Source organism: Serratia sp. CY71090, from assembly GCF_052166845.1.
GTDB classification, from domain to species: Bacteria; Pseudomonadota; Gammaproteobacteria; order Enterobacterales; family Enterobacteriaceae; genus Serratia; species Serratia nematodiphila.
The window spans coordinates 554,266-577,631 of record NZ_JBJNOA010000001.1; the positions used below are offsets into that span (position 1 = coordinate 554,266).

Annotated in this window: 26 protein-coding genes; 10 read left to right on the top strand and 16 right to left on the bottom strand. The window is 58.6% G+C overall.

Annotation, left to right across the window (positions count from 1 at the left end):
- Positions 1 to 7: 7 nt before the first annotated feature.
- From paaD to paaA, 4 genes are read right to left on the bottom strand one after another with little or no spacing between them, the layout of a single operon-like run.
- Positions 8 to 505: a 1,2-phenylacetyl-CoA epoxidase subunit PaaD gene (gene paaD / locus ACJ8OK_RS02555; protein WP_442530373.1), complete on the bottom strand. Its 498-nt coding sequence runs from the start codon at positions 503 to 505 to the stop codon at positions 8 to 10.
- Positions 506 to 514: 9 nt separating this feature from the next.
- On the bottom strand, positions 515 to 1,273 hold the full coding sequence (paaC, locus tag ACJ8OK_RS02560; RefSeq protein WP_171454297.1) for a 1,2-phenylacetyl-CoA epoxidase subunit PaaC: 759 nt from the start codon (positions 1,271 to 1,273) through the stop codon (positions 515 to 517).
- 8 nt (positions 1,274 to 1,281) lie between these two features.
- Positions 1,282 to 1,569, bottom strand: coding sequence for a 1,2-phenylacetyl-CoA epoxidase subunit PaaB (gene paaB, locus ACJ8OK_RS02565; protein ID WP_004935173.1), 288 nt, complete (start codon positions 1,567 to 1,569; stop codon positions 1,282 to 1,284).
- A gap of 21 nt (positions 1,570 to 1,590) precedes the next feature.
- Positions 1,591 to 2,529: a 1,2-phenylacetyl-CoA epoxidase subunit PaaA gene (paaA, locus tag ACJ8OK_RS02570; protein ID WP_015378348.1), complete on the bottom strand. Its 939-nt coding sequence runs from the start codon at positions 2,527 to 2,529 to the stop codon at positions 1,591 to 1,593.
- Positions 2,530 to 2,846: 317 nt separating this feature from the next.
- On the opposite strand from paaA, the gene paaZ reads away from it, so the two are divergent.
- Positions 2,847 to 4,913, top strand: coding sequence for a phenylacetic acid degradation bifunctional protein PaaZ (gene paaZ, locus ACJ8OK_RS02575; RefSeq protein ID WP_082996653.1), 2,067 nt, complete (start codon positions 2,847 to 2,849; stop codon positions 4,911 to 4,913).
- 43 nt (positions 4,914 to 4,956) lie between these two features.
- On the opposite strand, the gene ACJ8OK_RS02580 is transcribed toward paaZ, so the two are convergent.
- Both ACJ8OK_RS02580 and ACJ8OK_RS02585 read right to left on the bottom strand, forming a co-directional pair.
- Positions 4,957 to 5,850 carry a Kdo hydroxylase family protein gene (locus ACJ8OK_RS02580; RefSeq protein ID WP_048324083.1) on the bottom strand — a complete coding sequence of 298 codons (894 nt, stop codon included), beginning with the start codon at positions 5,848 to 5,850 and terminating at the stop codon, positions 4,957 to 4,959.
- Positions 5,851 to 6,329: 479 nt separating this feature from the next.
- Positions 6,330 to 7,883 (bottom strand): sensor domain-containing diguanylate cyclase, encoded by a 1,554-nt coding sequence (locus ACJ8OK_RS02585; protein ID WP_015378345.1) that lies wholly within the window; start codon positions 7,881 to 7,883, stop codon positions 6,330 to 6,332.
- 160 nt (positions 7,884 to 8,043) lie between these two features.
- Between ACJ8OK_RS02585 and ACJ8OK_RS02590 the strand changes: the two genes are divergently transcribed.
- On the top strand, positions 8,044 to 8,238 hold the full coding sequence (locus ACJ8OK_RS02590; RefSeq protein ID WP_004935157.1) for a hypothetical protein: 195 nt from the start codon (positions 8,044 to 8,046) through the stop codon (positions 8,236 to 8,238).
- A gap of 15 nt (positions 8,239 to 8,253) precedes the next feature.
- Here the strand turns inward: ACJ8OK_RS02590 and yjdN are convergent, their stop codons facing one another.
- Both yjdN and ACJ8OK_RS02600 read right to left on the bottom strand, forming a co-directional pair.
- Complete coding sequence (gene yjdN, locus ACJ8OK_RS02595; RefSeq protein WP_004935154.1) at positions 8,254 to 8,673, bottom strand: VOC family metalloprotein YjdN; 420 nt, start codon at positions 8,671 to 8,673, stop codon at positions 8,254 to 8,256.
- Between the two features lie 176 nt (positions 8,674 to 8,849).
- Positions 8,850 to 9,770, bottom strand: coding sequence for a Kdo(2)-lipid IV(A) acyltransferase (locus ACJ8OK_RS02600; protein ID WP_060559848.1), 921 nt, complete (start codon positions 9,768 to 9,770; stop codon positions 8,850 to 8,852).
- A gap of 629 nt (positions 9,771 to 10,399) precedes the next feature.
- Here ACJ8OK_RS02600 and ACJ8OK_RS02605 point away from each other — a divergent pair.
- The 3 genes from ACJ8OK_RS02605 (at position 10,400) to ACJ8OK_RS02615 (ending at position 11,348) form a co-directional block, all read left to right on the top strand.
- A complete protein-coding gene (locus ACJ8OK_RS02605; RefSeq protein WP_250602456.1) occupies positions 10,400 to 10,597 on the top strand; it encodes a glycine zipper domain-containing protein in 198 nt (65 codons plus the stop codon).
- A 14-nt stretch (positions 10,598 to 10,611) separates the two neighbouring features.
- Entirely contained in the window at positions 10,612 to 10,860 is a 249-nt protein-coding gene (locus ACJ8OK_RS02610; RefSeq protein WP_004935146.1) for a GlsB/YeaQ/YmgE family stress response membrane protein, read from the top strand.
- A gap of 95 nt (positions 10,861 to 10,955) precedes the next feature.
- Entirely contained in the window at positions 10,956 to 11,348 is a 393-nt protein-coding gene (locus ACJ8OK_RS02615; RefSeq protein ID WP_004935144.1) for a YidB family protein, read from the top strand.
- Positions 11,349 to 11,351: 3 nt separating this feature from the next.
- Here the strand turns inward: ACJ8OK_RS02615 and ACJ8OK_RS02620 are convergent, their stop codons facing one another.
- Positions 11,352 to 12,284, bottom strand: a complete 933-nt coding sequence (locus tag ACJ8OK_RS02620; RefSeq protein WP_213929066.1) for a LysR family transcriptional regulator — start codon at positions 12,282 to 12,284, stop codon at positions 11,352 to 11,354.
- Between the two features lie 110 nt (positions 12,285 to 12,394).
- Between ACJ8OK_RS02620 and ACJ8OK_RS02625 the strand changes: the two genes are divergently transcribed.
- Positions 12,395 to 13,447 (top strand): SDR family oxidoreductase, encoded by a 1,053-nt coding sequence (locus tag ACJ8OK_RS02625; RefSeq protein ID WP_082996655.1) that lies wholly within the window; start codon positions 12,395 to 12,397, stop codon positions 13,445 to 13,447.
- 44 nt (positions 13,448 to 13,491) lie between these two features.
- On the opposite strand, the gene ACJ8OK_RS02630 is transcribed toward ACJ8OK_RS02625, so the two are convergent.
- The 3 genes from ACJ8OK_RS02630 to ACJ8OK_RS02640 form a co-directional block, all read right to left on the bottom strand.
- On the bottom strand, positions 13,492 to 14,499 hold the full coding sequence (locus ACJ8OK_RS02630; protein ID WP_044030943.1) for an NAD(P)H-quinone oxidoreductase: 1,008 nt from the start codon (positions 14,497 to 14,499) through the stop codon (positions 13,492 to 13,494).
- A gap of 153 nt (positions 14,500 to 14,652) precedes the next feature.
- A complete protein-coding gene (locus tag ACJ8OK_RS02635) occupies positions 14,653 to 14,862 on the bottom strand; it encodes a hypothetical protein (RefSeq protein WP_004935132.1) in 210 nt (69 codons plus the stop codon).
- Between the two features lie 510 nt (positions 14,863 to 15,372).
- Complete coding sequence (locus tag ACJ8OK_RS02640) at positions 15,373 to 15,750, bottom strand: hypothetical protein (RefSeq protein ID WP_049188334.1); 378 nt, start codon at positions 15,748 to 15,750, stop codon at positions 15,373 to 15,375.
- Positions 15,751 to 16,127: 377 nt separating this feature from the next.
- Between ACJ8OK_RS02640 and cspE the strand changes: the two genes are divergently transcribed.
- Positions 16,128 to 16,340 (top strand): transcription antiterminator/RNA stability regulator CspE, encoded by a 213-nt coding sequence (gene cspE, locus ACJ8OK_RS02645; protein WP_004935122.1) that lies wholly within the window; start codon positions 16,128 to 16,130, stop codon positions 16,338 to 16,340.
- A gap of 320 nt (positions 16,341 to 16,660) precedes the next feature.
- Positions 16,661 to 16,861: a protein DsrB gene (gene dsrB / locus ACJ8OK_RS02650; RefSeq protein ID WP_004935117.1), complete on the top strand. Its 201-nt coding sequence runs from the start codon at positions 16,661 to 16,663 to the stop codon at positions 16,859 to 16,861.
- Between the two features lie 216 nt (positions 16,862 to 17,077).
- Here the strand turns inward: dsrB and rcsA are convergent, their stop codons facing one another.
- Entirely contained in the window at positions 17,078 to 17,707 is a 630-nt protein-coding gene (rcsA, locus tag ACJ8OK_RS02655) for a transcriptional regulator RcsA (protein ID WP_004935115.1), read from the bottom strand.
- 797 nt (positions 17,708 to 18,504) lie between these two features.
- On the opposite strand from rcsA, the gene ACJ8OK_RS02660 reads away from it, so the two are divergent.
- Complete coding sequence (locus tag ACJ8OK_RS02660; protein ID WP_079007628.1) at positions 18,505 to 19,146, top strand: GNAT family N-acetyltransferase; 642 nt, start codon at positions 18,505 to 18,507, stop codon at positions 19,144 to 19,146.
- Positions 19,147 to 19,159: 13 nt separating this feature from the next.
- Here the strand turns inward: ACJ8OK_RS02660 and ACJ8OK_RS02665 are convergent, their stop codons facing one another.
- Complete coding sequence (locus tag ACJ8OK_RS02665; protein WP_033633632.1) at positions 19,160 to 20,575, bottom strand: pyridoxal phosphate-dependent decarboxylase family protein; 1,416 nt, start codon at positions 20,573 to 20,575, stop codon at positions 19,160 to 19,162.
- 101 nt (positions 20,576 to 20,676) lie between these two features.
- Here ACJ8OK_RS02665 and ACJ8OK_RS02670 point away from each other — a divergent pair, with 101 nt between their 5' ends.
- Positions 20,677 to 21,552 (top strand): LysR substrate-binding domain-containing protein, encoded by an 876-nt coding sequence (locus ACJ8OK_RS02670; RefSeq protein WP_033632696.1) that lies wholly within the window; start codon positions 20,677 to 20,679, stop codon positions 21,550 to 21,552.
- On the opposite strand, the gene ACJ8OK_RS02675 is transcribed toward ACJ8OK_RS02670, so the two are convergent.
- Positions 21,549 to 22,934 carry a CoA transferase gene (locus ACJ8OK_RS02675; RefSeq protein ID WP_033632697.1) on the bottom strand — a complete coding sequence of 462 codons (1,386 nt, stop codon included), beginning with the start codon at positions 22,932 to 22,934 and terminating at the stop codon, positions 21,549 to 21,551. The two genes, ACJ8OK_RS02670 and ACJ8OK_RS02675, sit on opposite strands and share 4 nt — an antisense overlap.
- 61 nt (positions 22,935 to 22,995) lie before the next feature.
- The gene (locus ACJ8OK_RS02680; RefSeq protein WP_172402659.1) at positions 22,996 to 23,157 is read right to left on the bottom strand and encodes a hypothetical protein; all 162 of its coding nucleotides are present in this window, start codon (positions 23,155 to 23,157) and stop codon (positions 22,996 to 22,998) included.
- Between the last annotated feature and the right edge of the window lie 209 nt (positions 23,158 to 23,366).

The following is a 23,366-nucleotide window of genomic DNA, read 5'->3' on the forward strand; positions in this document are numbered from 1 at the left end:
AGCGCTCCTATATGCATTTGAAATAATCGAACGGTTCCCGGCAGTCGCAGCAGCGGTACAGCGCTTTACAGGCGGTGGAGCCGAACTCGCTGATCTTCTCGCTGTGCGTGCTGCCGCAGCGCGGGCAGGCTACCGGGCCGTGGGCATGCGGCCGATCGCAGGTGTGGCCCTGCGGCGGCGCTACGCCGTATTGCCGCAGCCGTTCGCGGGCGTCGGCGTTCATCCAGTCGGTGGTCCAGGCCGGGCTGAGGCGAATGTCCACCTGCACCGGGCTGAAGCCGGCGGCCGTCAGCCGCTGCTTGATGGCGTTGAGCAGAAATTCGGTGGCCGGGCAGCCGGAGTAGGTGGGGGTGAAGGTCACGCGCCAGCCGTTGCCGTCGCGCGCCACGTCGCGCACCATGCCCAAATCGGTGATCGACAGCACCGGCAGCTCGGGATCGCTGATCTGTTGCAGACAGTGCCAAATCTGCGGGATTTCAACGGGTTGCAAACGAGTGACGTTCATCGCGGCCTCCTACCATTGGCCGTTTGGATAGGCGCGTTGCAGGAACTGCATCTCCGCCAGCAGCGGGCCGAGGTGTTCACTGTGTCGGCCTTGTTTGCCGCCGTGACGGAACGCCTGCTCGGCAGGCAGCGTCAATGTCGCCTGGCGCAGCGTCTCTTCCACCTGCGCTTGCCAGGGAGCCTGCAGCTCGCGCGGATCGACGGCAATGCCCTGTTCCGCCAGCTCAAGCTCCAGCGCGTCGGCGTGGAACAGCTCGGCGGTGAAGCGCCACAGGTTATCCAGCGACTGTTGGATCTTGCGATGGCTGATGTCGTTGCCGTCGCCGAGGCGGATCATCCAGCCGCGGCTGAAGCGCAGGTGGTAATCGGCCTCCTTCAACGACTTGGCAGCGATGGCGGCGATCTGCGCATCGCCGCTGCGGCTCAACGCCAGGTGCAACTGCACGTGGTAGACGTCGAGCAGGAACTGGCGCACCAACGTGTCGTTGAAACCGCCGTTCGGCTGCTCCGCCAGCAGCAGGTTATGAAACTGGCGTTCGTCGCGGCCGAAGGCCAGGCTGTCTTCGCTGCAGGGCGGCCCGGCCAGTTCGGCGGCGTAGCCCAGGAAGTTGCGCGCCTGGCCGAGCAGATCGAGCCCGATGTTGGCCAACGCCAGATCGATCTCCAGCTCGGGCGCGTGGCCGCACCAGGCGCACAGGCGCTGGGCGAGGATCAGAGGCGTGTCGCCCTGGCGAAGCAAATAGCTGATGCGCGGATCGTTAACCGTCATGGTCGCCTCTACATGTTCTTGATGCCGTCGGGAATGGTGTAAAACGTCGGATGACGGTAGATCTTGTCTTCGGACGGATCGAAGAACGCGCCGCGATCTTCCGGCTGCGAGGCGATCAGATGGCGGGATTGCACCACCCAAATCGAGCAGCCTTCATTACGGCGCGTGTAGGCGTCGCGGGCGTTTTCCAGCGCCATTTGGTCGTCGGCGGCGTGCAGGCTGCCAACGTGGCGATGCGCCAGCCCTTGTTTGCTGCGGATAAACACTTCATACAGCGGCCATTCAACGTGGCTCATGATCTCGGTTCCTTATGTTGGCTATGCGGCGGAAGCGGCGTTTTTCGCGGCGTGGGCCATGGCGCCGTCACGCACCCAGGCGCCGTCTTCCCAGGCGCGGCGTTTGGCCTGCAGGCGTTCGTGGTTGCATTGGCCACGCCCTTTGATCACCTCATGCAGCTCGCTCCAGTCGATCTCGCCGAAGCGATAGTGGCCGGCAGCGGCATCCCAGTGCAGATCCGGATCCGGTGCCGTCATGCCCAGCGCTTCCAGCTGCGGTACGGTGTTGTCGACGAACTTCTGCCGCAGCTCATCGTTGCTGTGGCGTTTGATTTTCCACGCCATGCTCTGGGCGCTGTGGGGGGAGTCGGCGTCGCTCGGGCCGAACATCATCAGCACCGGCCACCAGAAGCGATCGATGGCGTCCTGCAGCATGGCGCGCTGCGTGTCGCTGCCGTTGGCCATCGCCATTACCGCCTCGTAGCCCTGGCGCTGGTGGAAGCTCTCCTCTTTGCAGATCTTCACCATCGCCCGCGCATAGGGGCCGTAGGACGCGCGGCACAGCGCCACCTGGTTGACGATGGCGGCGCCGTCGACCAGCCAGCCGATCACGCCGATATCCGCCCAGTTGAGCGTGGGGTAATTGAAGATAGAGGAGTATTTCATCTTGCCGTCGAGCATCTTTTGGTAGATGTCCTGGCGCGAACAGCCGAGGGTCTCGGCGGCGCTGTAGAGGTACAGACCGTGGCCGGCCTCATCCTGCACTTTGGCCAGCAGCACCGCCTTGCGGCGCAGCGTGGGGGCACGCGTCAGCCAGTTGGCTTCCGGCAGCATGCCGATGACTTCCGAGTGGGCGTGTTGGCCGATCTGCCGAATCAGGTTCTGACGATAGGCGTCCGGCATCCAGTCTTTAGCCTCAATGGCGATATCCGCCGCGATCTTGTCGTCGAAATGCTGCTGATACTGTGCGTCAGTTGTCATGCTTGCCTCTTGGTGATTCGTATTTTTCACATTAAATATAAAAATGTGAATCACTTTAACCAACCATAAGGCTACAAACTGATAACAAAAAGATCAAACGAGATTTATGTGGTTTTGCGAGCGCACTCACAAGTGTTTTTGTTAATTTTATGATTTTAATTGATAAATTTAAGCGGTGACTCCGTATTAATGCCAGAGGGAACGGCTTGAAAGCGCTTCTTGTTCTCTTTTTGTTAAAATTGAGTTTGGCGTTGACTGGCATTTATGTGATACGTAATTAAGCTGTATGGTGAAAATTTATGAATTCAGGAGGGCACATGCAGCAGTTACACAGTTATCTTTCTGGCGCCTGGGTGTACGGGCAGGGAGAGGCGCGCGAGATCCGTCACGCCGTAACCGGCGAAGCGCTGTACCAGGTTTGCTCCGACGGCCTGCCGTTAGCGGCCAGCTTGAGCTATGCCCGCAGCCACGGCGGCCCGGCGCTGGCGCACATGACGTTCCAGCAGCGCGCCCAGATGCTGAAAGCGGTGGCGAAACACCTGCTGGCGCATAAAGAGGCGCTGTATCAGATTTCCTATCAAACCGGGGCGACGCGCAGCGACGGCTGGGTCGATATCGAAGGCGGCATCGCCACGCTGTTCGCCTATGCCGGCATGGCCGGCCGCGATCTGCCGGACGATACGCTGTGGCCGGAAGATGAGCTGATCCCGCTGTCGAAGCAGGCGCAGTTCGCCGCCCGCCACGTATTGACCTCGCGCCCCGGCGTGGCGCTGCATATCAACGCCTTCAACTTCCCTTGCTGGGGCATGCTGGAAAAACTGGCGCCGACCTGGCTGGCGGGCATGCCGGCCATCATCAAACCGGCCACCGCCACCGCGCAGCTGACGCAGGCGATGGTCAGGCTGATCGTCGACAGCGGGCTGGTGCCGGAAGGCGCGCTGCAGTTGGTATGCGGCGGCGTCGGCGACATGTTTGCGCACCTGGATTATCAGGATGCGGTAACGTTCACCGGTTCGGCGCAGACCGGGCAGCGGCTGCGGGCGCATCCGCGCCTGTTGGAAAAATCGATCGCGTTCACCATGGAGGCGGATTCGCTCAACTGCTGCGTGCTGGCGGAAGACGTGACGCCGGAGATGCCGGAATTTGCGCTGTTTATCAAAGAAGTGTGCCGTGAAATGACCGCCAAGGCGGGGCAGAAGTGCACCGCGATCCGCCGCATCATCGTGCCGGCGGCGCAGGTGGCGGCGGTGCGTCAGGCCTTGTTGCAGCGTCTGGCGGGGGTGACGGTGGGCGACCCGCAGTTGGAGCAGGTGCGCATGGGGGCGCTGGTCAGCCACGAGCAGCGTGATGATGTGCAAAGCAAGGTGGAGTTCCTGCTGCGCAACGGCTGCGAACCGCTGTGCGGCGCGTCGTTGGATAAGCTGGAAGTGATGGGCGACAGCGCGCGCGGCGGGGCGTTTTATCCGCCGACCCTGCTGTATTGCGCCGATCCGTTCACCCATCAGGCGGTGCACGGCACTGAGGCCTTCGGCCCGGTGGCGACGCTGATGCCGTATGCGGATACCGAGCAGGCGATCGCGTTGGCGTTGCTGGGGCAGGGCAGCCTGGCGGGATCGCTGGTGACCGCCGATCCGGTATTGGCCAAGCGCTTCATTCGCGCGGCGGCGTGCGCCCATGGCCGCATGTTGATTTTGGATGAACAGGCGGCGGCGGAATCCACCGGCCACGGTTCGCCGCTGCCGATGCTGGTGCACGGCGGCCCGGGGCGCGCCGGCGGCGGTGAAGAGCTGGGTGGACTGCGCGCGGTGAAGCACTATATGCAGCGCACGGCGATCCAGGGCAGCCCGGCGATGCTGGCGGCCATCGGCAGCGAATGGGTGCGCGGCGCACCGGTCGCCGAACATCCGGTGCACCCGTTCCGGAAATATTTCGAGCAGCTGCAGCTGGGCGACAGCCTGTTGACCGCGCGCCGTACCGTGACTGAAGCGGATATCGTCAACTTCGCCTGCCTGAGCGGCGACCACTTTTACGCGCACATGGACAAGATCGGCGCTGCCGATTCGCTGTTCGGCGAGCGGGTGGCGCACGGTTACTTTGTGGTGTCCGCTGCGGCCGGGCTGTTTGTCGACGCCGCCGTCGGGCCGGTGATCGCCAACTATGGCATGGAGAATCTGCGCTTTATCGAACCAGTGAAGATCGGCGACACCATTCAGGTGCGGCTGACTTGCAAAAAGAAAATCCGCAAGCCGCAAAAAACCGCCGAAGATCGGCCGCACGGCGTGGTGGTGTGGGATGTTCAGGTGTTGAATCAGGAACAGCAACCGGTGGCGCTGTACAGCATTCTGACGCTGGTGGCGCGCCAGCAAGGGGACTTCGAGGCATAATGCGCGTTTCGCCGCCGCCGGCATCCCGGCGGCGGCGAGCCATTCAGATCAGCGGCTGCCCGCGCAGCTGTTCCAGCACTTTCAGCGGCGAACGCTGCGGATCCTGCATCTTGTTCACCGGCAACAGGAAGGTCTGTTCCAGCATAAACTGGCCGCCCATTGCGGCGTGCGGCGTTTGATCCGAGAAGCAAATCCAGCTGCTGCCCGGTGGGAATTCCAGCGCCAGCTGCGGACCCCGTTGCTGATAATCGCCGTCGGCCTTCATGGCGTCATGCAACTGCAGCATCAGGTGGTCATAATGGCTGCGGCGGGTCTTGGTGATGCGCACCTGATGCTGCAGCCAACTGCTGAGGGCGGAGTAGCGTGCGAGGCGCGGCATAAAGCGTGCCGCCAGCTCAGGGAACGGCTCGCCGACGCGCCATTGGCGATGCTCGCCGTGCGGGTTGATGTTGGTGAAAATGCGCAGAATGCGTTCGCCGTAGTTCGGGCGCGACGGGAAAGCGTCAACGTGCAGGCGGCTGTCGTCTTTGCGCCAGGAACTGGTCGCCCGCCAGGCGGAAACCGGGTGCAAACGCAGGCTGCCGGTCGGGTGGTGCAGCGCCTCCTGATACTCGGGCAGCAGCCCGGCGATCAGCTGGCGGCAAGATTGATAATAGCGCTCCAGCAGTTGCTGAACCTGTTGACGGCGTTCCGCGACGGCGACGCCGCTCAGTTTGCCGGACAGCGGTTGATAGCTGATGTTTTTGCGCTTCGGATCGACCAGCGTTGGATCCAGCAGCGGCATTTCCTGTTCAGACAGGGTGAAGGCCAGTTCGGGCAGAAACAGTACCTTGCCCTGTTCCAGTTCGCTGACCGCGCTGGATGCTTCCGCTGCCGCCCATTGTCGTAACGGCAGCGTCAGGACGGCCTGTTCACGCATAATATCGCCAGTAGGCATGAGATCTCCTCGCAAATCTATATCGCTTTATTCCCGTCTTTCAGGTTGCCGCGTGATTGGCTGCACTGGCTTGCGCAGTGGCTGGCTGGAGCGGCGTCAGCAGGCCGCTCAATTGCAACGTGAAATTTGTGGGTTCTATTATGGATGTATCAGCAGGGCGCAGTGCGCCGAAGCGTGCGATGGCTTCCTGATATAGAGAATAGTCCTGATAAGGATATCACCGGCAATACCAATGAAAAGTAAACGAGGGCTAAACGGGGCTGCGCGTAGGCACGAATAATCAAAAATGGCACGAATTGTCTGCGGAATGGCGATTTTTTATCTTGTTGAATTTTAATGGAAATAAATATTACGCTTATTATTGGCGTTATTTTATTCAGAGCGCAGGGTAACCCGGGAAAATAATGTTGCGGAGAGGAATTATTTCATTTTGGTTGGTAATAAATCGGGCCGCCAAAATTTGGTGGCCCGATTAATGATTAAGCGCCGTAAATGCAGTTTTTGCCTTTTTTCTTGGCCTGATACAACGCACTGTCCGCCTCATTGATAAAGCTGATCGGCGTATCGTTATACATATGTGGCACTTTGGCGCAGATACCGATGCTGATGGTGACGATGCCGTGCGGATTACCCTGATGCGGAATTTTCAGATCGCGCACCGCGTTGATGACGCGTTCGGCGAAAATCAGTGCGCCCTGGACGTCGGTATCCGGCAGGATAATCCCCATCTCTTCGCCGCCGTAACGCGCCAGAACGTCGTTGCTGCGGCACGCCAACCCTTTGAGCGTTTGGCCAATCTGCTGCAGGCATTGGTCACCGGCGACGTGGCCATAGCTGTCGTTGTACTGTTTGAAATAGTCGATATCCAGCATCAGCAGCGCCACGCTGCGGTAGTTGCGCGAAGCCCTTGCCAGCTCGTTCTTCAGCGCGATATCAAACTGGCGGCGGTTGGCCAGCCCGGTCAGGCCGTCCAGCAGCGCCAGCTCTTCGAGCATCTGGTTGATGCTGGTCAGCTGATCGCGGGTGCGCATCAGCTCGGCTTCGGTTTGCATGCTGTGCTTGATTTGCCGCAGCAGCACCATGCCCATTGCCAACAGGATCATCAGCAGCGAGAGGCCGCCGACGGCGAACAGGCCGGCGTCGGTGCGCCAGTCCGCCAACGCGTCGCGTTTCGACAGCCCGGCGGCGATCACCAGCGGAAAGCGGTTGACCCGCGAATAGCCGTAGATGCGCTCTACTTTGTCGTACAGCGAGGTGATGGTGGCGTTACCGAATTCCGAATGCGGCAAAATTTCGCTGAACAGCACACCCTTGGCGATGTTTTTACCGATCGACGCCGCCGAGTAAGGGCGGCGGTAAAGGATGGTGCCGTCCGCCAGCAGCAGATTCAGTGAGGCGTCGGTGTTGAGGGCGAAGCTATCGTAAAACTGGCGGAAATAATCGATGTACAGCGTCGCCAGCACCACGCCGCCAAAGCTGCCGTCCGGGTTGTTGAAACGCCGCGAAACGGGAATGATCAGATCGCCGGTGGTGCGGCTGCGGATCACCTTGCCGATGTACAGGCCGCCGTCGTCGCGGTTTTGATGGTATATGAAGTACTCGCGATCGGCGTTGTTGGCGTTCTTGATGAACTTGCCCGAGGAGGTCGCCAGCCAGCGGCCGCGCGCATCGTAGAGAAACAGCCCATGCAGCTGCGGCAGGTTGCCGACCTGCGTTTGCATCACCCGCTGCAGCCGGGTCAATTGCGATGGCCCCAGTCCGTCGTTCTGGAGACGTTCGGTCAGATCGAGCAGATTGCCGTCCACCTGCATGAAAGTATCGTCGGCATGCTGCGCCAGCGAGCGGGCGAGGTTGGCGGATTCATGCTCGGCGCTGCGCAGATCGCGCTGGTGTGCGTTCCAGATTTGCCAGCTGTTAAAGAGGATCAGCGTGGCGGCAACGATGATGACAAACACGCCGGCCTGAAATAATAATGGGGAGCTTTTAACGCTGCGCGCCGGCACGGCATCCTGTATGGGTTGCTGCTGAGTCATGTCACCCTTGTTGTTTGATTACTATTCAGTTTGAGTTAAGAGCAATCTTATATTTTATGCATAAATGCGTCAGACCTCTAGCCTTTAACGAGGCGATAAGGCGAAAGGTCGATCGCTGCCCGCATCAGCGGCGGTGTGAACACCTCGGAGTGAAAGAGCCATGTCTGATTACATCATTATCGCTTTACTGACGCTGGCGGTGTATTACCCCCTTACGCTGGGAACGCTGGCGGTGATGATGTACTTCGCCTGGCGCCGCCGCCGATCGCCCTATTGGCGGTTGGGATTGGCGCTGTTGGCGCTGCTGTTCGTGCTGTTCGCCAAGGCGGCGTATGACTGGCACCGCTATGGCTAGCGGCGCCATGCGGGGTTATTCGACGTTGATCATCCAGTTGACGCCGAATTTGTCGGTCAGCATGCCAAAACCTTTGGCCCAGAAGGTGGCTTGGTAAGGCATCGTCACCTGGCCGCCCTGCGCCAGATTGTCGAACAGTTTGCGTCCTTGTTCCGCATCGCTGGGGTTCAGCGACAGCGAGAAACCTTTGTGAGAAGCACCGCCGCTGTCATCTTGCGGACAGCCGTCGGAGGCCATCAGCACGCCGTCGCCGATCAGCAGGCGCGCATGCATGATCGCTTCCGGATTGACGTCCTGCGGTCCGCCTTGCCGGGCTTCTTCGGGCATGTCTTTAAAGCGCATGACCATTTCAACTTTGGCATTCAACTGCTGTACGTAGAAGTTAATCGCTTGCTCACAGTTACCGCTGAAAAACAGATAGGGTTGTACCAGCATGACATTGACCTCGATTATGGCCCGACAGGCAACGACCGGCTCTCGGGCGGACGAAATGATTGCTGGCGGCAATAATTGCCGTCGGTGACTTACTAGTGTAGTTCCCCTGGCGCAGAATGCTTGTGCGAGGTGAGCGCGCCTTCGCCGGCGGTGTGACGGGCAAAGGCGCGAAGGGGTCAATACAGCGACGGTTCGCCGGGTGGGCGGGTTTTAAAGCGGCGGTGCAGCCACATGTATTGGTCGGGGGCCAGCAGCACTTGTTCTTCCACCACGCGGTTCATCTTGGCCGCCGCGCGCGTTTCATCATCCAGCGGGAAGTCCGTCAACGGCGGCTGCACGATCAGCTCATAGCCCTGAGCATTTGGCAGGCGGCGCGGCACGAAAGGCACGATCGACGGCCGCCCCATGCGCGCCAGAATAAAGGTGCCGGTGGTCGTGGCGGCATTTTCCACGGCGAAGAACGGTGTGAATACGCTACTTTGCGGCCCATAATCGTGATCCGGCGCGTACCACAGGATTTCGCCCTGTTTCAGGTTGCGGATCATACCTTTGATATCTTTACGATCGATCATGAATTTATTCGAGCGCAGCCGGCCGCGGGTCTGTACCCATTCCATCAGCTTGTTGTTGTGCGGGCGATGCACACCGATGCCGGGGTTTTGCATGCCGAAAATGCGCGCGCCCAGTTCCAGCGTCAGGAAATGCAGACCGATCAGCAGAACGCCTTTGCCGTCCTGACGCGCCAGCCGCATGTTTTCCATGCCGCTCACCTTGAACCAGCGGGCGATGCGCCAGTCGGGCCAGAACCAGGCCATGCCGACTTCGAACAGGCCCATGCCGACGGACTCAAAATTTTTGACGATCAGCGCCTCGCGCTCGGCGGTGGGCATTGCGGGGAAGCAGAGTTCTAAATTGCGGCGCGCTATTTTTACCCGGCGTTTCATTAGGCGCATGGCTATTCTGCCAAGGCCGTGTCCGAGCCGATAAATGAGCGGGTAGGGCAGTAATACCAAGAGATAGAGTATTCCCAGTCCTATCCACAACAACCAATAACGAGGGCGCAAGAATTCGCGCTCAAAGCGTTGGTTAGAAAGCATTTTTCCTGTTATTCCTTTTCTTTGCCAATGGGACCTTAACCCAAATTGTCATGAGGAAGATGATAGAATATTTTGTGCTAAACAGGATTTTCCATTAATGCTTTTTTTTACACTTTATTTAAACGCAGGCGAAAAACGAAGCGAAATAGGATTTTTACCGAGGGAGGAGGGGATATTTTCCGCTATTTCAATCGGCTGGCGAAATTGAAAAATAAAGACACAATTAAGCGCATCGCAAAAGTGACAACGGCTATGTAACCTTAATGAAACAGTAACGCTACGGAACCGTCCCAAGCGGCGGCCAGTGCGTACAGTAGCGCGAGGATCAGGACAAAAGGTGCATTGAACATCGGCGTTTCCTCCCGGAGGATATGTTTAAAGTTTAGCCTTGCAAGATGACAGCGGGATGAAATCAGATCGTTTTTTGTATGGTGAAATTCAGACGGACGGAAATAGGTAAACCGCTGATTTTTTACTATAGTCATAGTGTGAAGTTGTGCGTTTGCCGCCGGAAGCCTCCGCATTGAGCGGCAGCGGGCAGATTGCCCAGAGCAAGATCGCGGAGCGGATGGCGCCTGGCGCGAAACATGTGACGAAATTCTCAGAGGGTTGGTCTGTAAGGATTTGACATGTCATATGAAAATGACGATCTAAACGGTGTTGAGCAACCAAGCGACTACGTGAAAACCACCGCCTGCGAAGTGAGCAGCGGTGTAAAAGCAGCGCTCGAGCAATCATGTGCCTGCCTCAAGGATAACCCTTGGGTGGGGATAGGCGCCGGCGCCGTCGTGGGCCTGGTAATAGGATTTCTGTTAGGCAAAAGGTAATAGGGAGAGTAAAGATGGGCATCATTTCCTGGATCATTTTTGGTTTAATCGCCGGTATCCTGGCCAAGTGGATTATGCCGGGCAAAGACGGCGGCGGCTTTATTGTGACCGTTATATTGGGGATCGTGGGCGCCGTCGTCGGCGGCTATATCAGCACCTTCTTCGGTATGGGCCGCGTTGACGGTTTTAACCTGGGCAGCTTTGTGGTGGCGGTCATCGGTGCCCTGGTGGTGCTTTTTGTCTACAGGAAGATCAAAGGCTAAGCAGCCGTTGCTCAACAGGGTCGCCGCGGCGGCCCTTTTTCGTGAAATCAATCCGGCGGTGCGGCGCGGGCCGTACCCGCTGAAAGGGGAATATCATGGGTCTGTTCGATAGCGTATTGGGTAACATTCTGGGCGGCGGCGCCAACGGTGGTAAAGGTATCGACTACATCGCCATTATGCAGTGGGTCGAGCAACAAGGCGGCCTGCAGGCCATTTTGGACAAGTTCCGTCAGGGGCAGTTCGGCGATATCGTCGGTTCCTGGCTCGGCAATGGCGAAAATCAGCCGATTACCGGCGACCATGTGCAGCAGGCGTTGGGTAGCGACGCCATCAACCAACTGGCTGAAAAGCTGGGCATCGATCCTGCACAGGCGTCCAGCACCATTGCACAGTTCTTGCCAACGGTCGCGGATGCCGCCTCACCAAACGGTGAAGTTCAGCAAGACAGCAACGAGCTGGGCGATATGGTCGGTAAACTGTTCAAATAATGATTAGGCTCCCGGCGTCTGGCCGGGAGCATTCACTCCGTTAATTCCCTCGATCGCCGTCAACGCCTGCTGCAGATGCGCCACCCAGGCGCGCACTTTCTCCGGAATAAAACGTAAAGCGGGGTAGACCGCGTGCAGCGCCATGGGCGGGTAGCGGTATTCCGGCAAAACGGGCACCAGTGCCCCCGTCGCCAGCTGCTCGGCGATTAACGGCCGTTGGGCGCCGCCGATACCGGCTCCAGCCTCAATGGCGGCCAGCAGCGATAGCGTATTGTTGGCGCGGAACGTGGGCCGCACTGCAACCATCTCGGGGCCGTGCGGCCCGAACAGAGTGAGCGTATCGCCGTCGTTCAAACCGCTGTAACGAATGTGCGCATGTTTAGCCAGCTCCGCCGGCGAACGTGGAGCGCCATACTTGGCCAGGTAGGCCGGTGACGCCACCAGCAGGCGTTGCAGCTCGCCCAAACGTTTAGCCACCATGCCGGGCGCATGCAGTTCACCGAAACGCAGTGCCACGTCGATGCCTTCGCCGATCACGTCGGCGCGACGATCGTCCAGCAGCAGCTCGATGGCGAGGTTCGGATGACGTTGCTGGAAAGCGATGGCCAGCGGCGTGACGTGCAACTGCCCGAACCCGGTCGGGGCATGAATGCGCAGATTGCCCTGTAACTGGTGGTGCTGGCCGTGCAGCGATTCTTCCGCTTCGTCGACCGCCGCCAGAATCGGTTTGAGGCGCTGATAATAACTGCTGCCGGCATCGGTCAGGGTGACCGCCCGGGTGCTGCGAAACAGCAGTTGTGCCCTGAGTTGCTGCTCCAGGCCGGCGATTTGCTGACTGACCGCCGGCTGCGTCAAACGCAGATCGCGAGCGGCGGCCGACAGGCTGCCCAGCTCCGCCACCCGCATAAAGGTTTTTATTGCGTTCAGCTTATCCATGTCGATCTTGCCTCTAGATTTTTCTTATAAGTGTTAGTGTAAACACTCTTCTACCGCAAGTATTGCTAATCAATGACACTCAGGGTATCGACAACCTGAGGAGTGGCAAGATGAATACAAAGCGACAGGCATTGGTGATCGGCGCCAATGGCGTGATTGGGCGCCGATTGATTGAGGAGCTGACCGGCCAGGGCTGGCAAGTGGTGGGCGTCTCGCGCCGGGGGGGGCAATCGGCGCCGGGGGTGCGCCACCTTCAGGTTGATCTGCTGGATGCGGCGGCGACGCGCGACGCGCTGCGGCCGCTGAGCGCGATTAGCCACGTTTTCTATGCCGCCTATCAGGATGCGCCGGACTGGGCGGGGCTGGTGGCGCCGAACCTGCAGATGTTGCAACACGTTGTCGAAGGGCTGGAGCCGATCGCGCCGGCGTTGGAGCACATCAGTTTGATGCAGGGTTATAAGGTGTATGGCGCGCATTTGGGGCCGTTTAAAACGCCGGCGCGCGAAAGCGATGCCGGGCATATGCCGCCGGAGTTTAACGTGGCGCAGCAGCAGTATCTGGCGCAGCGGCAGGTCGGCAAACGCTGGCGTTGGAGCGCCATCCGTCCAAGCGTGGTGGGGGGCTTCTCCCTCGGCAACCCGATGAATCTGGCGTTAAGCATCGCGGTTTACGCGTCGATCAGCAAAGCGCTCGGGCTGCCGTTGCGCTTCCCGGGTAAACCGGGCGCTTACCACAGCCTGCTGGAAATGACCGACGCCGGGCTGTTGGCGCGCGCCACGCTGTGGGCGGCGACCGAACCTGTGGCGGCCAATCAGGCGTTTAATATCAACAACGGCGATCTGTTTCGCTGGAGCGAGATGTGGCCGAAAATCGCCGCTTACTTTGGGCTGGAATGCGCGCCGCCGCTGCCGATGTCGCTGGAGATCATGATGACGGACAAAGCGTCGCTGTGGCGGGAGCTGGCGCAGCGGCACCAATTGGCCGAACCGGACTATCGCGCGGTGGCCGGCTGGCGTTTCGCCGATTTCGTCTTTTCCTGGGACTATGACATGTTCGCGGATGGCAGCAAGGCGCGGCGCTTCGGTTTCCACCAGTTTGTCGAAACCGAAGCCATGTTTTTCTCACTGTTCGATGAGTTCCGCCGCCGCGGCATCATTCCCTGAACGTGGCATTGGTTTCCCCGCAGCACCGGCCGCGGGGAATGGGCTCAGAACGTCAGCATGATCTTGCCGATGTGCTCGCTGGACTCCATCAGCGTATGCGCGGCGGCGGCTTGCTCAAGCGGGAAGGTTTTAAAAATTTGCGGTTTCAGCACGCCGCGCTCCAGCAGCGGCCAAACCTTTTCGCGCAGATCGGCGGCAATCTGCGCTTTGTCCGCCACGCTGCGCGAGCGTAGCGTCGACCCGGTATGGGTCAGGCGTTTCAACAGCAGCGGCATCAGATTGAGCTCTTTCACCACGCCGTTTTGCGTGCCGATTTGTACGATGCGGCCTTCCATCGCTGCGGCCTGATAGTTTTTGGCGACATAATCGCCGGCGATCAGGTCGACGATGACGTCGGCGCCTTTACCGTTGGTGGCGTCTTTGGTGCGTGCGACAAAGTCTTCGCTGCGGTAATTAATCGCCACGTCGGCGCCCAGCGCCAGGCTGGCCTGACGTTTCTCTTCGGAGCCGACGGTGGTGATCACCTGGGCGCAGAAGGCCTTCGCCAGCATGGTGGCGACCGTGCCGATACCGGAGGTGCCGCCATGGATCAACACGGTTTCGCCGGCTTTGAGATGACCGCGCTGGAACACGTTGACCCAGACGGTAAAGAAGGTTTCCGGCAGCGCGGCGGCCTCGGTCAGGCTCAGCCCCGCCGGCACCGGCAACGCATTGCTTTCATGCACGGTGCAGTATTCCGCATAGCCACCACCGGCGATAAGGGCGCAAACCCGATCGCCGAGCGCGAAGTGGGTCACGCCTTCACCGATGGCCACCACTTCGCCGGCAATTTCCAGGCCGGGGATATCCGAGGCGCCGGGCGGTGGCGCATAGTTCCCCTGGCGCTGCAGTACGTCGGGGCGGTTAACGCCGGCGGCGGCGATTTTCACCAGCAGTTCGCCCGCTTGCGGAGCGGGCACCGGGCGTTCGGTAACGACCAGAACGTCGGGAGCGCCCGGTTGGCTGATTTCAATCGCTTTCATCGTGCCGGGCAGCGCTGCATTTGTTGACATGGTTACTCTCCTCATCGTGGCGGACGTGGTTATCAGGCGAAATGTCCGCAATAAAGTCTGCTGTTAGCTTAGCGAAATCGAATGAGGCGCGCGTGGTTGAATAGAGCGGTTTTGCGAGGAAGAGGCGAAGCCGCCGCGATGGGCGGCAGGGCATTAATCGTTAGGCGGGATGCGGAACCCTTTTAACGAGACGATGAAGTGTTCTTTTCCTTTGGAGATTTTGGCGCCTTTATCGCACCACAGGCTGGCAAGCTGGAAGAAGTCGTCGCTGCCGATATCGTAAGCCAGTTCGATTTTCTTGGCGGTGCCGGCGCGGATGAGTTTTTCTGCTTCCTGATGGTTTGCAGCTTTAATTATGGTCATGGGCGAAATCCTTGGTGTTAAGCCAGAGCGGATAAACGCGAATCATCATATGGCCATAATGTGACAATTTTGTGATGAAAGCATGACAGCCCGCGAAGGCGCGGCGCGCGATGTGCCGGGCCTTCGCGGTGAAAGCGCGCTGTCGGTTACCGATCGTGCGGGCGGACGAGTGTGCTTTTTTTCTGAGATTTTAAATGCTTGTAGAGGGCGAAGCCCGTAATGCCGGCCAAGACGGCCAGGAGGGCAAGGGATCCTGTGGCCATGAACGTTACCTCCGAATAAGAATGGCAAGGAGGCGTATTTGTGACATTCATCACTTTGTGGGGCAATGAGAGCAATCTGTAATCGGAAGACGCTTTGAGGGATAGGCAAAAAAAAAGCGCCTATAGGGAGGCGCATAAAGATTTGCAACACAGCTTGTTGTGTTCAACACCAGGAGGAGTGGTGAACTGAGGCATATTCTATGCAGCGGCAAAGGAGGCTGATATAGGTATTACTCCGAAAGCGCCACTACCACTCATACCCCAACTGAATGTTGTAATCGGGATCCTTATTGGTGGAATAGGGATCAGACTGGCGGCGGCGATCGGTTTTCTTCACCGGGCCTTCATACGCGGGATAAGGTTTGGCGCGCGGTTTGCTGCAGCCAGGATGATCGCACTCAATATCGACGCGAAAACCGCTTTTATCTCTCGCCTCTGTCCAGGCAATCGGCGGTTTTCCCGTTTTGGGTGCCGGCCCTGAGGGGGCAGGCGGCTTGGGCGCGGGAACCATGCTGGGGTCGGGGGCTTGATAATTGAGCTCCAGTGCACTCTGCGGAGCGCTGTAAGCGGCAAAGGCCAGCAGGGCGGCGGCACTGACAGCCGGTAATGTAAGCCATCTCGGCATGGTGAATCTCCCTGAATGATTTCGTCAGGCAACTATAAAACAGCAGAACGAGAATTACTATCATTTGCCTTGGGCGTTACGGGCGAGCCAGGCGGCGGCACTATCGGCAGACAGGGTCAAATCCTGTGCGTTTAGCCGAGATTAGCGTCCCATCGCGGCGAAAAAGGTTGCTATTGCCGCTCGCTCATGAGTTAATGATGTCGGCCTGTGGTACAGACCTATTTATGCACGACATTTTGAGTAAAGTAGTTCAAATTTAAAGCGTTATCCCGGATAGCCCTTCTCTGACGAATTTCCTTTCCAGTGCCTCCATAAGTAACTGATGACCGGCTACCTCGCCCATGGCGGCTTACATTTATTATTGAAGGAAATTAGACATGTCTAACATGATCAAAGGTCAAGTGAAGTGGTTCAACGAAGCTAAAGGTTTTGGTTTCATCACCCCAGCAGACGGCAGCAAAGACGTATTCGTACACTTCTCTGCTATCCAGGATCAAGGCTTCAAGACCCTGGCTGAAGGCCAGAACGTACAGTTCTCTATCGAGAATGGTGCGAAAGGTCCATCTGCGGCTAACGTTACCGCTATCTAATTGGCGCCTGGCGCTGATTGAAAAAAAACCCGCTGCGGCGGGTTTTTTTATGCCTGCAATTTGGCAGCGCGCAAAAAAAGCCCGCAAGTCTGCGGGCAAAAGTTCCTTGTTACTTCTTCATTTGCGAGCGCTTCTCTGGGGGGGAAACGCCTGAAGACAGACTACGCGAGGCCGGCTTAAGATTCTGCGGCCAAACCGTTAAGAAAGTGAAAATCCAGGCGGCTGCTACGCTGATAGCAGAGGCCGGCAGGGCTGGAGCGGTGTCCATCGCCTCCGGTTTTGTAATACACTGACGGCAATCGCAAATAAGGGAGAAGGGTATGCAAGTTAACGATCGAGTGACGGTAAAAACAGACGGCGGCCCGCGGCGTGAAGGCGTCATTCTGGCCGTAGAGGTGTTCAACGAAGGCACCATGTACCTGGTTTCTCTTGACGACTACCCGGCGGGCGTATGGTTTTTTAATGAGATCGACAGCCGTGACGGCACGTTTGTGGAGCCCTGTCGCGAGCATGGGCAGTAACTTGGGCTAATCTCATTAATTTGCTAATGAAATTGTCCATTTTGAGATTATTTCATTGCGGTAAGATTTTTTTATCGACGGCAAAAAAATACCCGTTGCGCTAGCGGGGGATAACGCAACAGGTATTTTTTTGTGGTTCCAGCGGCTGCTATCCAGATGACATTATCACCGGGTATTTAACGGCTGGTAAAACAGAGCGGGGGCGTTCTCTGTGGTTCAGCGGCTATTGACGAATATTCCACTGGTCAATGTATCGGTCAAACGAACAACGTGATAAATGATCTGCTTGTTGTGCGTTTTTATTTTCCGCTTGATGTTTCCCTTGTGGGAAGAGACCGTTTTGGCCTTTATTTGCATCTGGTCTGATATCTGGATGGTGCCTTGACCGGACATCCACATGCGTAACATGTTTGATTCAGTCTGGCTCAGCGTTACCGGCGTTTGATCCAGAGAGGATTTCTCCGTACGGAGGGACGTTCTCTCGAGATAGTGGCTAAGTAGCTGATTCATAGTCTCTGGCTTGATGGATTTTGACGATATGATGACGTTCTTGCGAACATATAAATAATCGTCGAAATGTACGTTGGTAATGGCCATGAAGATGAAGAATAACGTATCCGGGTGCAGTGAAATCACCCGTTTTATTCGCTCGGTGGCGTTTGCTTCGTGGATGAAGCAGTCCTCGTTAATAAACACCAGGCTCGGATTCAACTTGCTGCATTTTTCATGCAGGCTGTCAATGTCCTCGATGGCATTAATATGGCGCTTCTTCACGCCATGCGAAGTCAGATAGTCGGTTAACCCCAATCTGGTATAGCTGCATGAATCCATGATAATCGTTGGCATATCGCACCCCCACTTAAATCCGTTTTACTGCGGTAATATGAAAAAAAGCCTAAAAAGCCGAAAGGCAAAATGGAGCAATAATTCAGTGTAGCGAGTGTTCTATCAATAAACACGGCGTCACTCAATGATATTTTCATACTAAACTTATTAATTGCATGAATCTATAAGTTTGGCTTAAGTCAGAGCGATCTGCTGCTCGTCCAGCTTCGGCATGTTGAGCCTGATCTGCGCTTGGCGCCCGTGCCTGTCTGCATTGCTTGCCGCGAATCTGTTCATCATGTCACGAAACAAAATTTTAGTTTGCTAGGAAAAGTCTTAAAAAAAATTCATGTGTCGTTTTTTTGAAGTCTTTCAGCGCATTTTTTGAGTGATTAAAAAATATCCTTCCTGAGGTTATTTTATTTTTTTGTTTAAAAATCATTGAGTTGTGTTGGTTTTCTGCTTTCCATGCTAATGATTAGCACTTCTTTTTTTATCATAACGGCAAACGAAAGTTAACATTATGGCCGGAATGTGTAGCTTATTTGTTGCTATAAATCACCGTTTTACAATGAGTTATCTGGATATTTATTTTACATGAAATAATTTTCGTGAATGTTTAACGGTGATTGAGTGATTTCTCTAAACTATCATCCTGCTGCCCGATCCGCAGGGGAGGAATGGCAGGTCGGAGTTGTCTCTGGCCCGCGTTGGTTTTAACTTGCCTCTCCACCTTTCAAAAACAGGATGTCGCGGTGAGACGGAATCAGTATGGGCAGCCGATAGGCGTAGCCCTCCCTCATTGGCAGCCGGCAGGCATGCCCGGGCACTCGCCACTGCAAGGGCGGTTTTGCCGCCTCGAACCGCTTAACCTCGAGCGCTGGGGGGAGGCGCTTTATCAGGCTTATCAATCCGCCGAGGACGATCGCGACTGGACTTATCTGTTCTGGGAACGGCCGCAGTCGCGCGCAGATTTCCAGCGTTATCTTCAGGCTCAGGCGTCCAGCGCTGACAGAAACACGATGGTAGTGATCGATCAGTCAAACGGGCGTGCGGTGGGAAGCTGCGCTTTTTTGCGCATCGATCCTGCCAACGGCGTGGCCGAACTGGGCACCATCAACTGGTCGCCGCTGATGAAGCGCAGCGCGCTGGGCAGCGAGGCGATTTTCCTGATGCTGCGGCATCTGTTCGACGATCTTGGCTACCGGCGATGCGAATGGAAATGCGATAGCCTCAATCTTCCTTCACGCCAGGCCGCCGAGCGCTTGGGTTTTCGCTATGAAGGCACCTTCCGCCAGGCCGTCGTCGTCAAAGGACGCACGCGCGACACCGACTGGCTGTCGATCGTCGACGGGGAATGGCCGGCGCGGCGCGCGGCGTTTGCCGCCTGGCTGTCGCCGGATAATATCGGCGATGACGGGCGGCAAGAACGGCGTTTGCAGGCCTTCCAACTCGGGTAATACGCCGCGCGCGTTAGGCCGTTTCCGCCAGGCAATGGCGCAGCGAGTCCAACGCCAGCCGGATGTCCTGTTCCTCCGTCATCCAGTTGACCAGTGCGGCTCGGATCCCCGGCTGACCGTTATAACGCGTAGGGGTGCAGCACACCACGCCGTGTCGGCTCAGGCGCTCGAGAAAGCGATCGCGCGCCGCCTCGCTGTCGCCCTGTGGATGGCTGAGTGCGAAGCAGACCACGTTCAAATTCACCGGCGCCAGCAGCTGGAAACCGTCATCGGCTGCCAGCGCCGCCCCCAGCGCCTGCGCCAATCGGACGTTGCGCTCGACGATATCCCGTATGCCGCTGCGGCCATAGGCTTTCAGCGTCAGCCAGAGCGGCAGGGCGCGGAAGCGGCGCGAATTCTCCGGCGTCAGATGCAGATAGTTGTCTGGCCGCAATGTCGGTGCTTCCAGGTAGGCCGAATGGTTCTGAAATACCTGCATTTGCAGATCCAAATGGCGGGTAAATTGGATCGCGCTGTCATAAGGCACGTTCAGCCATTTGTGTGCGTCGACAGTGATGGAATCGGCATGCTGCCAGCCCTCAAGCCTTGGAGCGTATAGCGGCGAGCAGGCCGCCACGCCGCCAAATGCCGCATCGACATGCAGCCAAAATGGATAACGTTCCCGCAGCGTCAGCAGACGCGGCAGGTCGTCGAACGCGACGGTGTTGACCGTACCGGCGCTGGCCAGCACCAACGTTGGCTGGCCGGCGCCGGCGGCGAGCTGCCGTTCCAGTGCTTCCATATCCATGGCTTCCGAGTCCGGCAGGCTGGCGATGGTCGTCAGCGCCTCGCGGCCGATACCGAGCATGCTGAGCGCCTTCACGCTGCTGGAATGTGGATTGGCCGACAATACCCGGATGGAACCCAGCGCCGCCAGGCCTTGTTGGGCGATATCTACGCCGTGCTGTTGTCCCAGCCACTGCCGGCCAATGGCCAGCCCGGTGAAATTGGCCATGGTCGCGCCGCTGACCAGGCTGCCGCTGAACGTTTCCGGCAGGCCCAGCAGGGATTTCAACTGCGTCACGGCCGCCAGCTCGATCGTGGCTGCGATGGTATCATGGCTGAGCAAGCTATTTTGGTCTGTCACGCTAACCAGCCAGTCCGCTGCGACCGCCGCCGGGGTGCCGCCGCCGGTGACGAAGCCGAAATAACGCGGGCCGGCGCTGGCGGAAATGCCGGCCTGATAACGTTGCCAAAAGCGCTCCAGCGCCGCCAGGGCGCCTTCGCCGTTTTCATCTAGTCGATCGTCGCCCGGTTGCAGCTGCTGATGCTCGAGCGGCGGGCAGACCGAGCGTTGCTGCAGCCCGGTCAGAAAATCTTCCGCCAACTGGCGAGTGTGGTCGAGGATCTGCGGAAACTGTGCGAGGTCTTGTTGTAAACGTGGGTGCATGGCGGCTCCGAAAGCGTCAGGGATGATGGGGTAAACATAGAACATTTGCCTGCCGGTCAAAATCGATGAAAAATAACCTTTTTGGATAGCCTGGTTAACCAATGATGAATGAACGCATTCCCCTGCATGTCTTGCCGACCTTTGCGATCGCCGCCAGGTTGGAAAATTTGCGCGCCACGGCGCAGCAGGTGCATTTGACGCACGGTGCGGTCAGCCAGCAAATTCAGTTGCTGGAGCAGGCGGTCGGCTATCCGCTGTTTGAACGGCGCGGGCGCGGCGTGCGCCTGAATGCGGCCGGGAAAGAGATGCTGGCGGCGGTGGAACCGGCGCTGCAGGCGCTGCAGCAGGGTATCGCCCGCGCCCGGCGTGCGGCGACAAGCCAGACGCTGCGCATCAGCGTGTTGCCGTCTTTTGCCCATTATTGGCTGTTGCCGCGTCTGCCGGCATTCCATGAAGCCTGCGCCGATATTGCGCTGGATATCGATGCGTCGCTGGCGCTGCAGGATCTGTCGCAGCGTGGGTTTGATGCGGCGATCCGCATCGGCAGCGGTCAGTGGGCGGGGCTGCAGGCGCAGTGTATTGCGTCGGGCGACGTGCTGCCTGTCGCCTCGCCGGATATGGCGCGAGAATGGGGGGCGGCGTTCGAGAACGGTGGCGAAGTTCCCTTGCTGGAACACGACGTCAGTCCCTGGCGCGATTGGTTTAATGCACAAGGGCGCTCGCTGTGCGGGCGGCAACAGGCGTTGTTCAACGATGCCGGATTGTTGATTCGCGCGGCGGAGCAAGGGTTTGGCATCGCGCTGGCGAAAAAGCTGCTGGTGCAGGATGCCCTCGACGCCGGGAGACTGGTGGCGTTGGCCGCGCCCTGTCGCCTGAGCGATGACGACGTTTATCTGGTGTGGCCGCAGACCGCCGGGCTGACGCCGGCGGTCACCCGCTTGCTGCAGTGGCTGCAGCAACAGTTGGCGGCGATTTAGCGGCGTAGCCATTCCGGCTGCGCGGTGCCGAGCGTGGTCGCCGGCAGCGCCCATTGCAGCGTCGTACCCTGCAGGCTTAGCGGGGCGCGCAGGCGTTGCGCGGCCCCCCAGTAAGTCAATTCCGTTTCCGGGTTCTCGTCGGCGGGGCCGGCCGGCGCCAGCGGTTCCGGCCGATAATCTGCCGAACAGGGATGCGCCAGCAGCAGCTGCGCCGTGCGCGCCAGCGACAGCCGCGCGTGGTAGCCGGTGCCGCGGCTCAGGCGCTGCGCCATACCGGTCAGCACCGCCGCCGCCATCAAATAGCCGGTGGCGTGATCCAGAGCCTGTACCGGCAACGGCACCGGCAAACTGGCGCTACGCCAAACCATGCCCGCTTCCGCCAACCCGCAGCTCATCTGTACCAGGCTGTCGAAACCGCGCCGGGTGCGCCACGGCCCGCTCCAACCGTAGGCATTCAGGCAGACGTCTATCAGGCCCGGCGCCAGCGCGCGCCTTTCCTCCGCGCCATAACCCAACTTCTCCAGCGCACCGGCACGGTAGCCGTGCACGATCACGTCGGTGTTTCTCAGCAGATGTTCAAACGTATGGCGATCGTGCGCATTGGTCAGGTTGAGGCGCGCGCTGCGCTTGCCCAGCATGACTTCGTGTTCAACGCCGGGCTCATCCCAACCGTAGGGATCGATGCGCAGCACGTCGGCACCCAAACCGGCAAGAAAACGCGTGGCGATCGGCCCGGCGAGAATGCGCGTCAGATCCAGCACCCGTACGCCGTGCAGCGGCCGGGCGACGGGAAGCGCCCAGCCCGGCGGTGGCGCTTCCGGCTGCAGCGAGGCGTGGATCAGCGGTTCGAGCGCTACGCTTTTGCCCTGAATATGTTGTCGCCACGCGGCCGCCGAGCGCATTTGGGCCGCGCAGCCGCCGGCTTCGATCACCGCTTCCTCCAGCTCGCTTTTTTTCCAGCCCAGCACGCGTTCCGCCAGCGTGCCTTTATCCGATGCCGAACCCAGCACCTGCTCCACCGCTCGCCGATGGTGCGGCGCATTGGTATGCAGGCGTATCCAGCCATCCGTCGTCGCATAGTCGCCGGCCAGCGCGTCCCAGGCCGCAGGCAGCGTCCACCCCAGCGGACGCAGCGTCCAGCCGAACCAGAGCGAGGCCAGGCGTTGATCGACCCAGACCTGCGGCGCGTTGGCTGCCTCGCGGCGAAGCAACTCGGCGCAGGCCAAACCGGCGGCGCTCCAGGCGGCGGTAGCCAATTCGGTTACGGGAAAAGCCGAAGGCAATGCGCCGGTGCCGCTTACGGTTAGCCGGTCGGCGGGGGCGGGGCGCTGCCCCAGGCTTTGCCAAATTTCGTCGAGCAGAGTGTGGATCAGAGGCGTCATCGGCCACTCCTTACGGGTTGTCGGAAATATAGCCTAGCGTAGCCCACCGCCGGCGACCTTGCTAAGGCGCAACGTCGAACGTGCGGCCATCGGCCAGTTTGGCGTGCAGGCTGCGGGCCGCTACGCCGGCGAATGGCTGCGCGCTGAAGTTGGCGGTCAGCGCTTTGTCCCACAGGGCCTGATGCAGCGGCCGGAAGGCGGCGTCGGCGCCCAATGTCGCCATCTTCTATTTGTGACATTGGAATATCATTGCGGTATTCCAGTTTATTTTTCGTTTAATAAATTGGCCTTTACTTCATTACCCGACGTCACTATACTCAGCCAAAATTTCGGTGGAGAAACCCAATTGGACAGTTGTAGTTGTAATAAAATAAATAAGGCAAGCTGACCAATTCTCTTCTGATTTGTTGCTTGCCATTATCGGCGGGCAGC

Bases quoted from the DNA above. Each gene is read 5' to 3' on its own strand.
- ACJ8OK_RS02600 (WP_060559848.1), bottom strand. From the start codon at position 9,770: ATGCTTTCTAACCAACGCTTTGAGCGCGAATTCTTGCGCCCTCGTTAT.
- ACJ8OK_RS02590 (WP_004935157.1), top strand. From the start codon at position 8,044: ATGTCTGATTACATCATTATCGCTTTACTGACGCTGGCGGTGTATTAC.
- ACJ8OK_RS02620 (WP_213929066.1), bottom strand. From the start codon at position 12,284: ATGGATAAGCTGAACGCAATAAAAACCTTTATGCGGGTGGCGGAGCTG.
- yjdN (WP_004935154.1), bottom strand. From the start codon at position 8,673: ATGCTGGTACAACCCTATCTGTTTTTCAGCGGTAACTGTGAGCAAGCG.
- dsrB (WP_004935117.1), top strand. From the start codon at position 16,661: ATGCAAGTTAACGATCGAGTGACGGTAAAAACAGACGGCGGCCCGCGG.
- paaD (WP_442530373.1), bottom strand. From the start codon at position 505: ATGAACGTCACTCGTTTGCAACCCGTTGAAATCCCGCAGATTTGGCAC.
- ACJ8OK_RS02615 (WP_004935144.1), top strand. From the start codon at position 10,956: ATGGGTCTGTTCGATAGCGTATTGGGTAACATTCTGGGCGGCGGCGCC.
- paaC (WP_171454297.1), bottom strand. From the start codon at position 1,273: ATGACGGTTAACGATCCGCGCATCAGCTATTTGCTTCGCCAGGGCGAC.
- ACJ8OK_RS02670 (WP_033632696.1), top strand. From the start codon at position 20,677: ATGATGAATGAACGCATTCCCCTGCATGTCTTGCCGACCTTTGCGATC.
- ACJ8OK_RS02580 (WP_048324083.1), bottom strand. From the start codon at position 5,850: ATGCCTACTGGCGATATTATGCGTGAACAGGCCGTCCTGACGCTGCCG.
- ACJ8OK_RS02660 (WP_079007628.1), top strand. From the start codon at position 18,505: ATGCCCGGGCACTCGCCACTGCAAGGGCGGTTTTGCCGCCTCGAACCG.
- rcsA (WP_004935115.1), bottom strand. From the start codon at position 17,707: ATGCCAACGATTATCATGGATTCATGCAGCTATACCAGATTGGGGTTA.
- paaA (WP_015378348.1), bottom strand. From the start codon at position 2,529: ATGACAACTGACGCACAGTATCAGCAGCATTTCGACGACAAGATCGCG.
- paaZ (WP_082996653.1), top strand. From the start codon at position 2,847: ATGCAGCAGTTACACAGTTATCTTTCTGGCGCCTGGGTGTACGGGCAG.
- ACJ8OK_RS02680 (WP_172402659.1), bottom strand. From the start codon at position 23,157: ATGGCGACATTGGGCGCCGACGCCGCCTTCCGGCCGCTGCATCAGGCC.
- ACJ8OK_RS02625 (WP_082996655.1), top strand. From the start codon at position 12,395: ATGAATACAAAGCGACAGGCATTGGTGATCGGCGCCAATGGCGTGATT.
- ACJ8OK_RS02640 (WP_049188334.1), bottom strand. From the start codon at position 15,750: ATGCCGAGATGGCTTACATTACCGGCTGTCAGTGCCGCCGCCCTGCTG.
- ACJ8OK_RS02635 (WP_004935132.1), bottom strand. From the start codon at position 14,862: ATGACCATAATTAAAGCTGCAAACCATCAGGAAGCAGAAAAACTCATC.
- paaB (WP_004935173.1), bottom strand. From the start codon at position 1,569: ATGAGCCACGTTGAATGGCCGCTGTATGAAGTGTTTATCCGCAGCAAA.
- ACJ8OK_RS02605 (WP_250602456.1), top strand. From the start codon at position 10,400: ATGTCATATGAAAATGACGATCTAAACGGTGTTGAGCAACCAAGCGAC.
- ACJ8OK_RS02665 (WP_033633632.1), bottom strand. From the start codon at position 20,575: ATGCACCCACGTTTACAACAAGACCTCGCACAGTTTCCGCAGATCCTC.
- cspE (WP_004935122.1), top strand. From the start codon at position 16,128: ATGTCTAACATGATCAAAGGTCAAGTGAAGTGGTTCAACGAAGCTAAA.
- ACJ8OK_RS02675 (WP_033632697.1), bottom strand. From the start codon at position 22,934: ATGACGCCTCTGATCCACACTCTGCTCGACGAAATTTGGCAAAGCCTG.
- ACJ8OK_RS02630 (WP_044030943.1), bottom strand. From the start codon at position 14,499: ATGTCAACAAATGCAGCGCTGCCCGGCACGATGAAAGCGATTGAAATC.
- ACJ8OK_RS02585 (WP_015378345.1), bottom strand. From the start codon at position 7,883: ATGACTCAGCAGCAACCCATACAGGATGCCGTGCCGGCGCGCAGCGTT.
- ACJ8OK_RS02610 (WP_004935146.1), top strand. From the start codon at position 10,612: ATGGGCATCATTTCCTGGATCATTTTTGGTTTAATCGCCGGTATCCTG.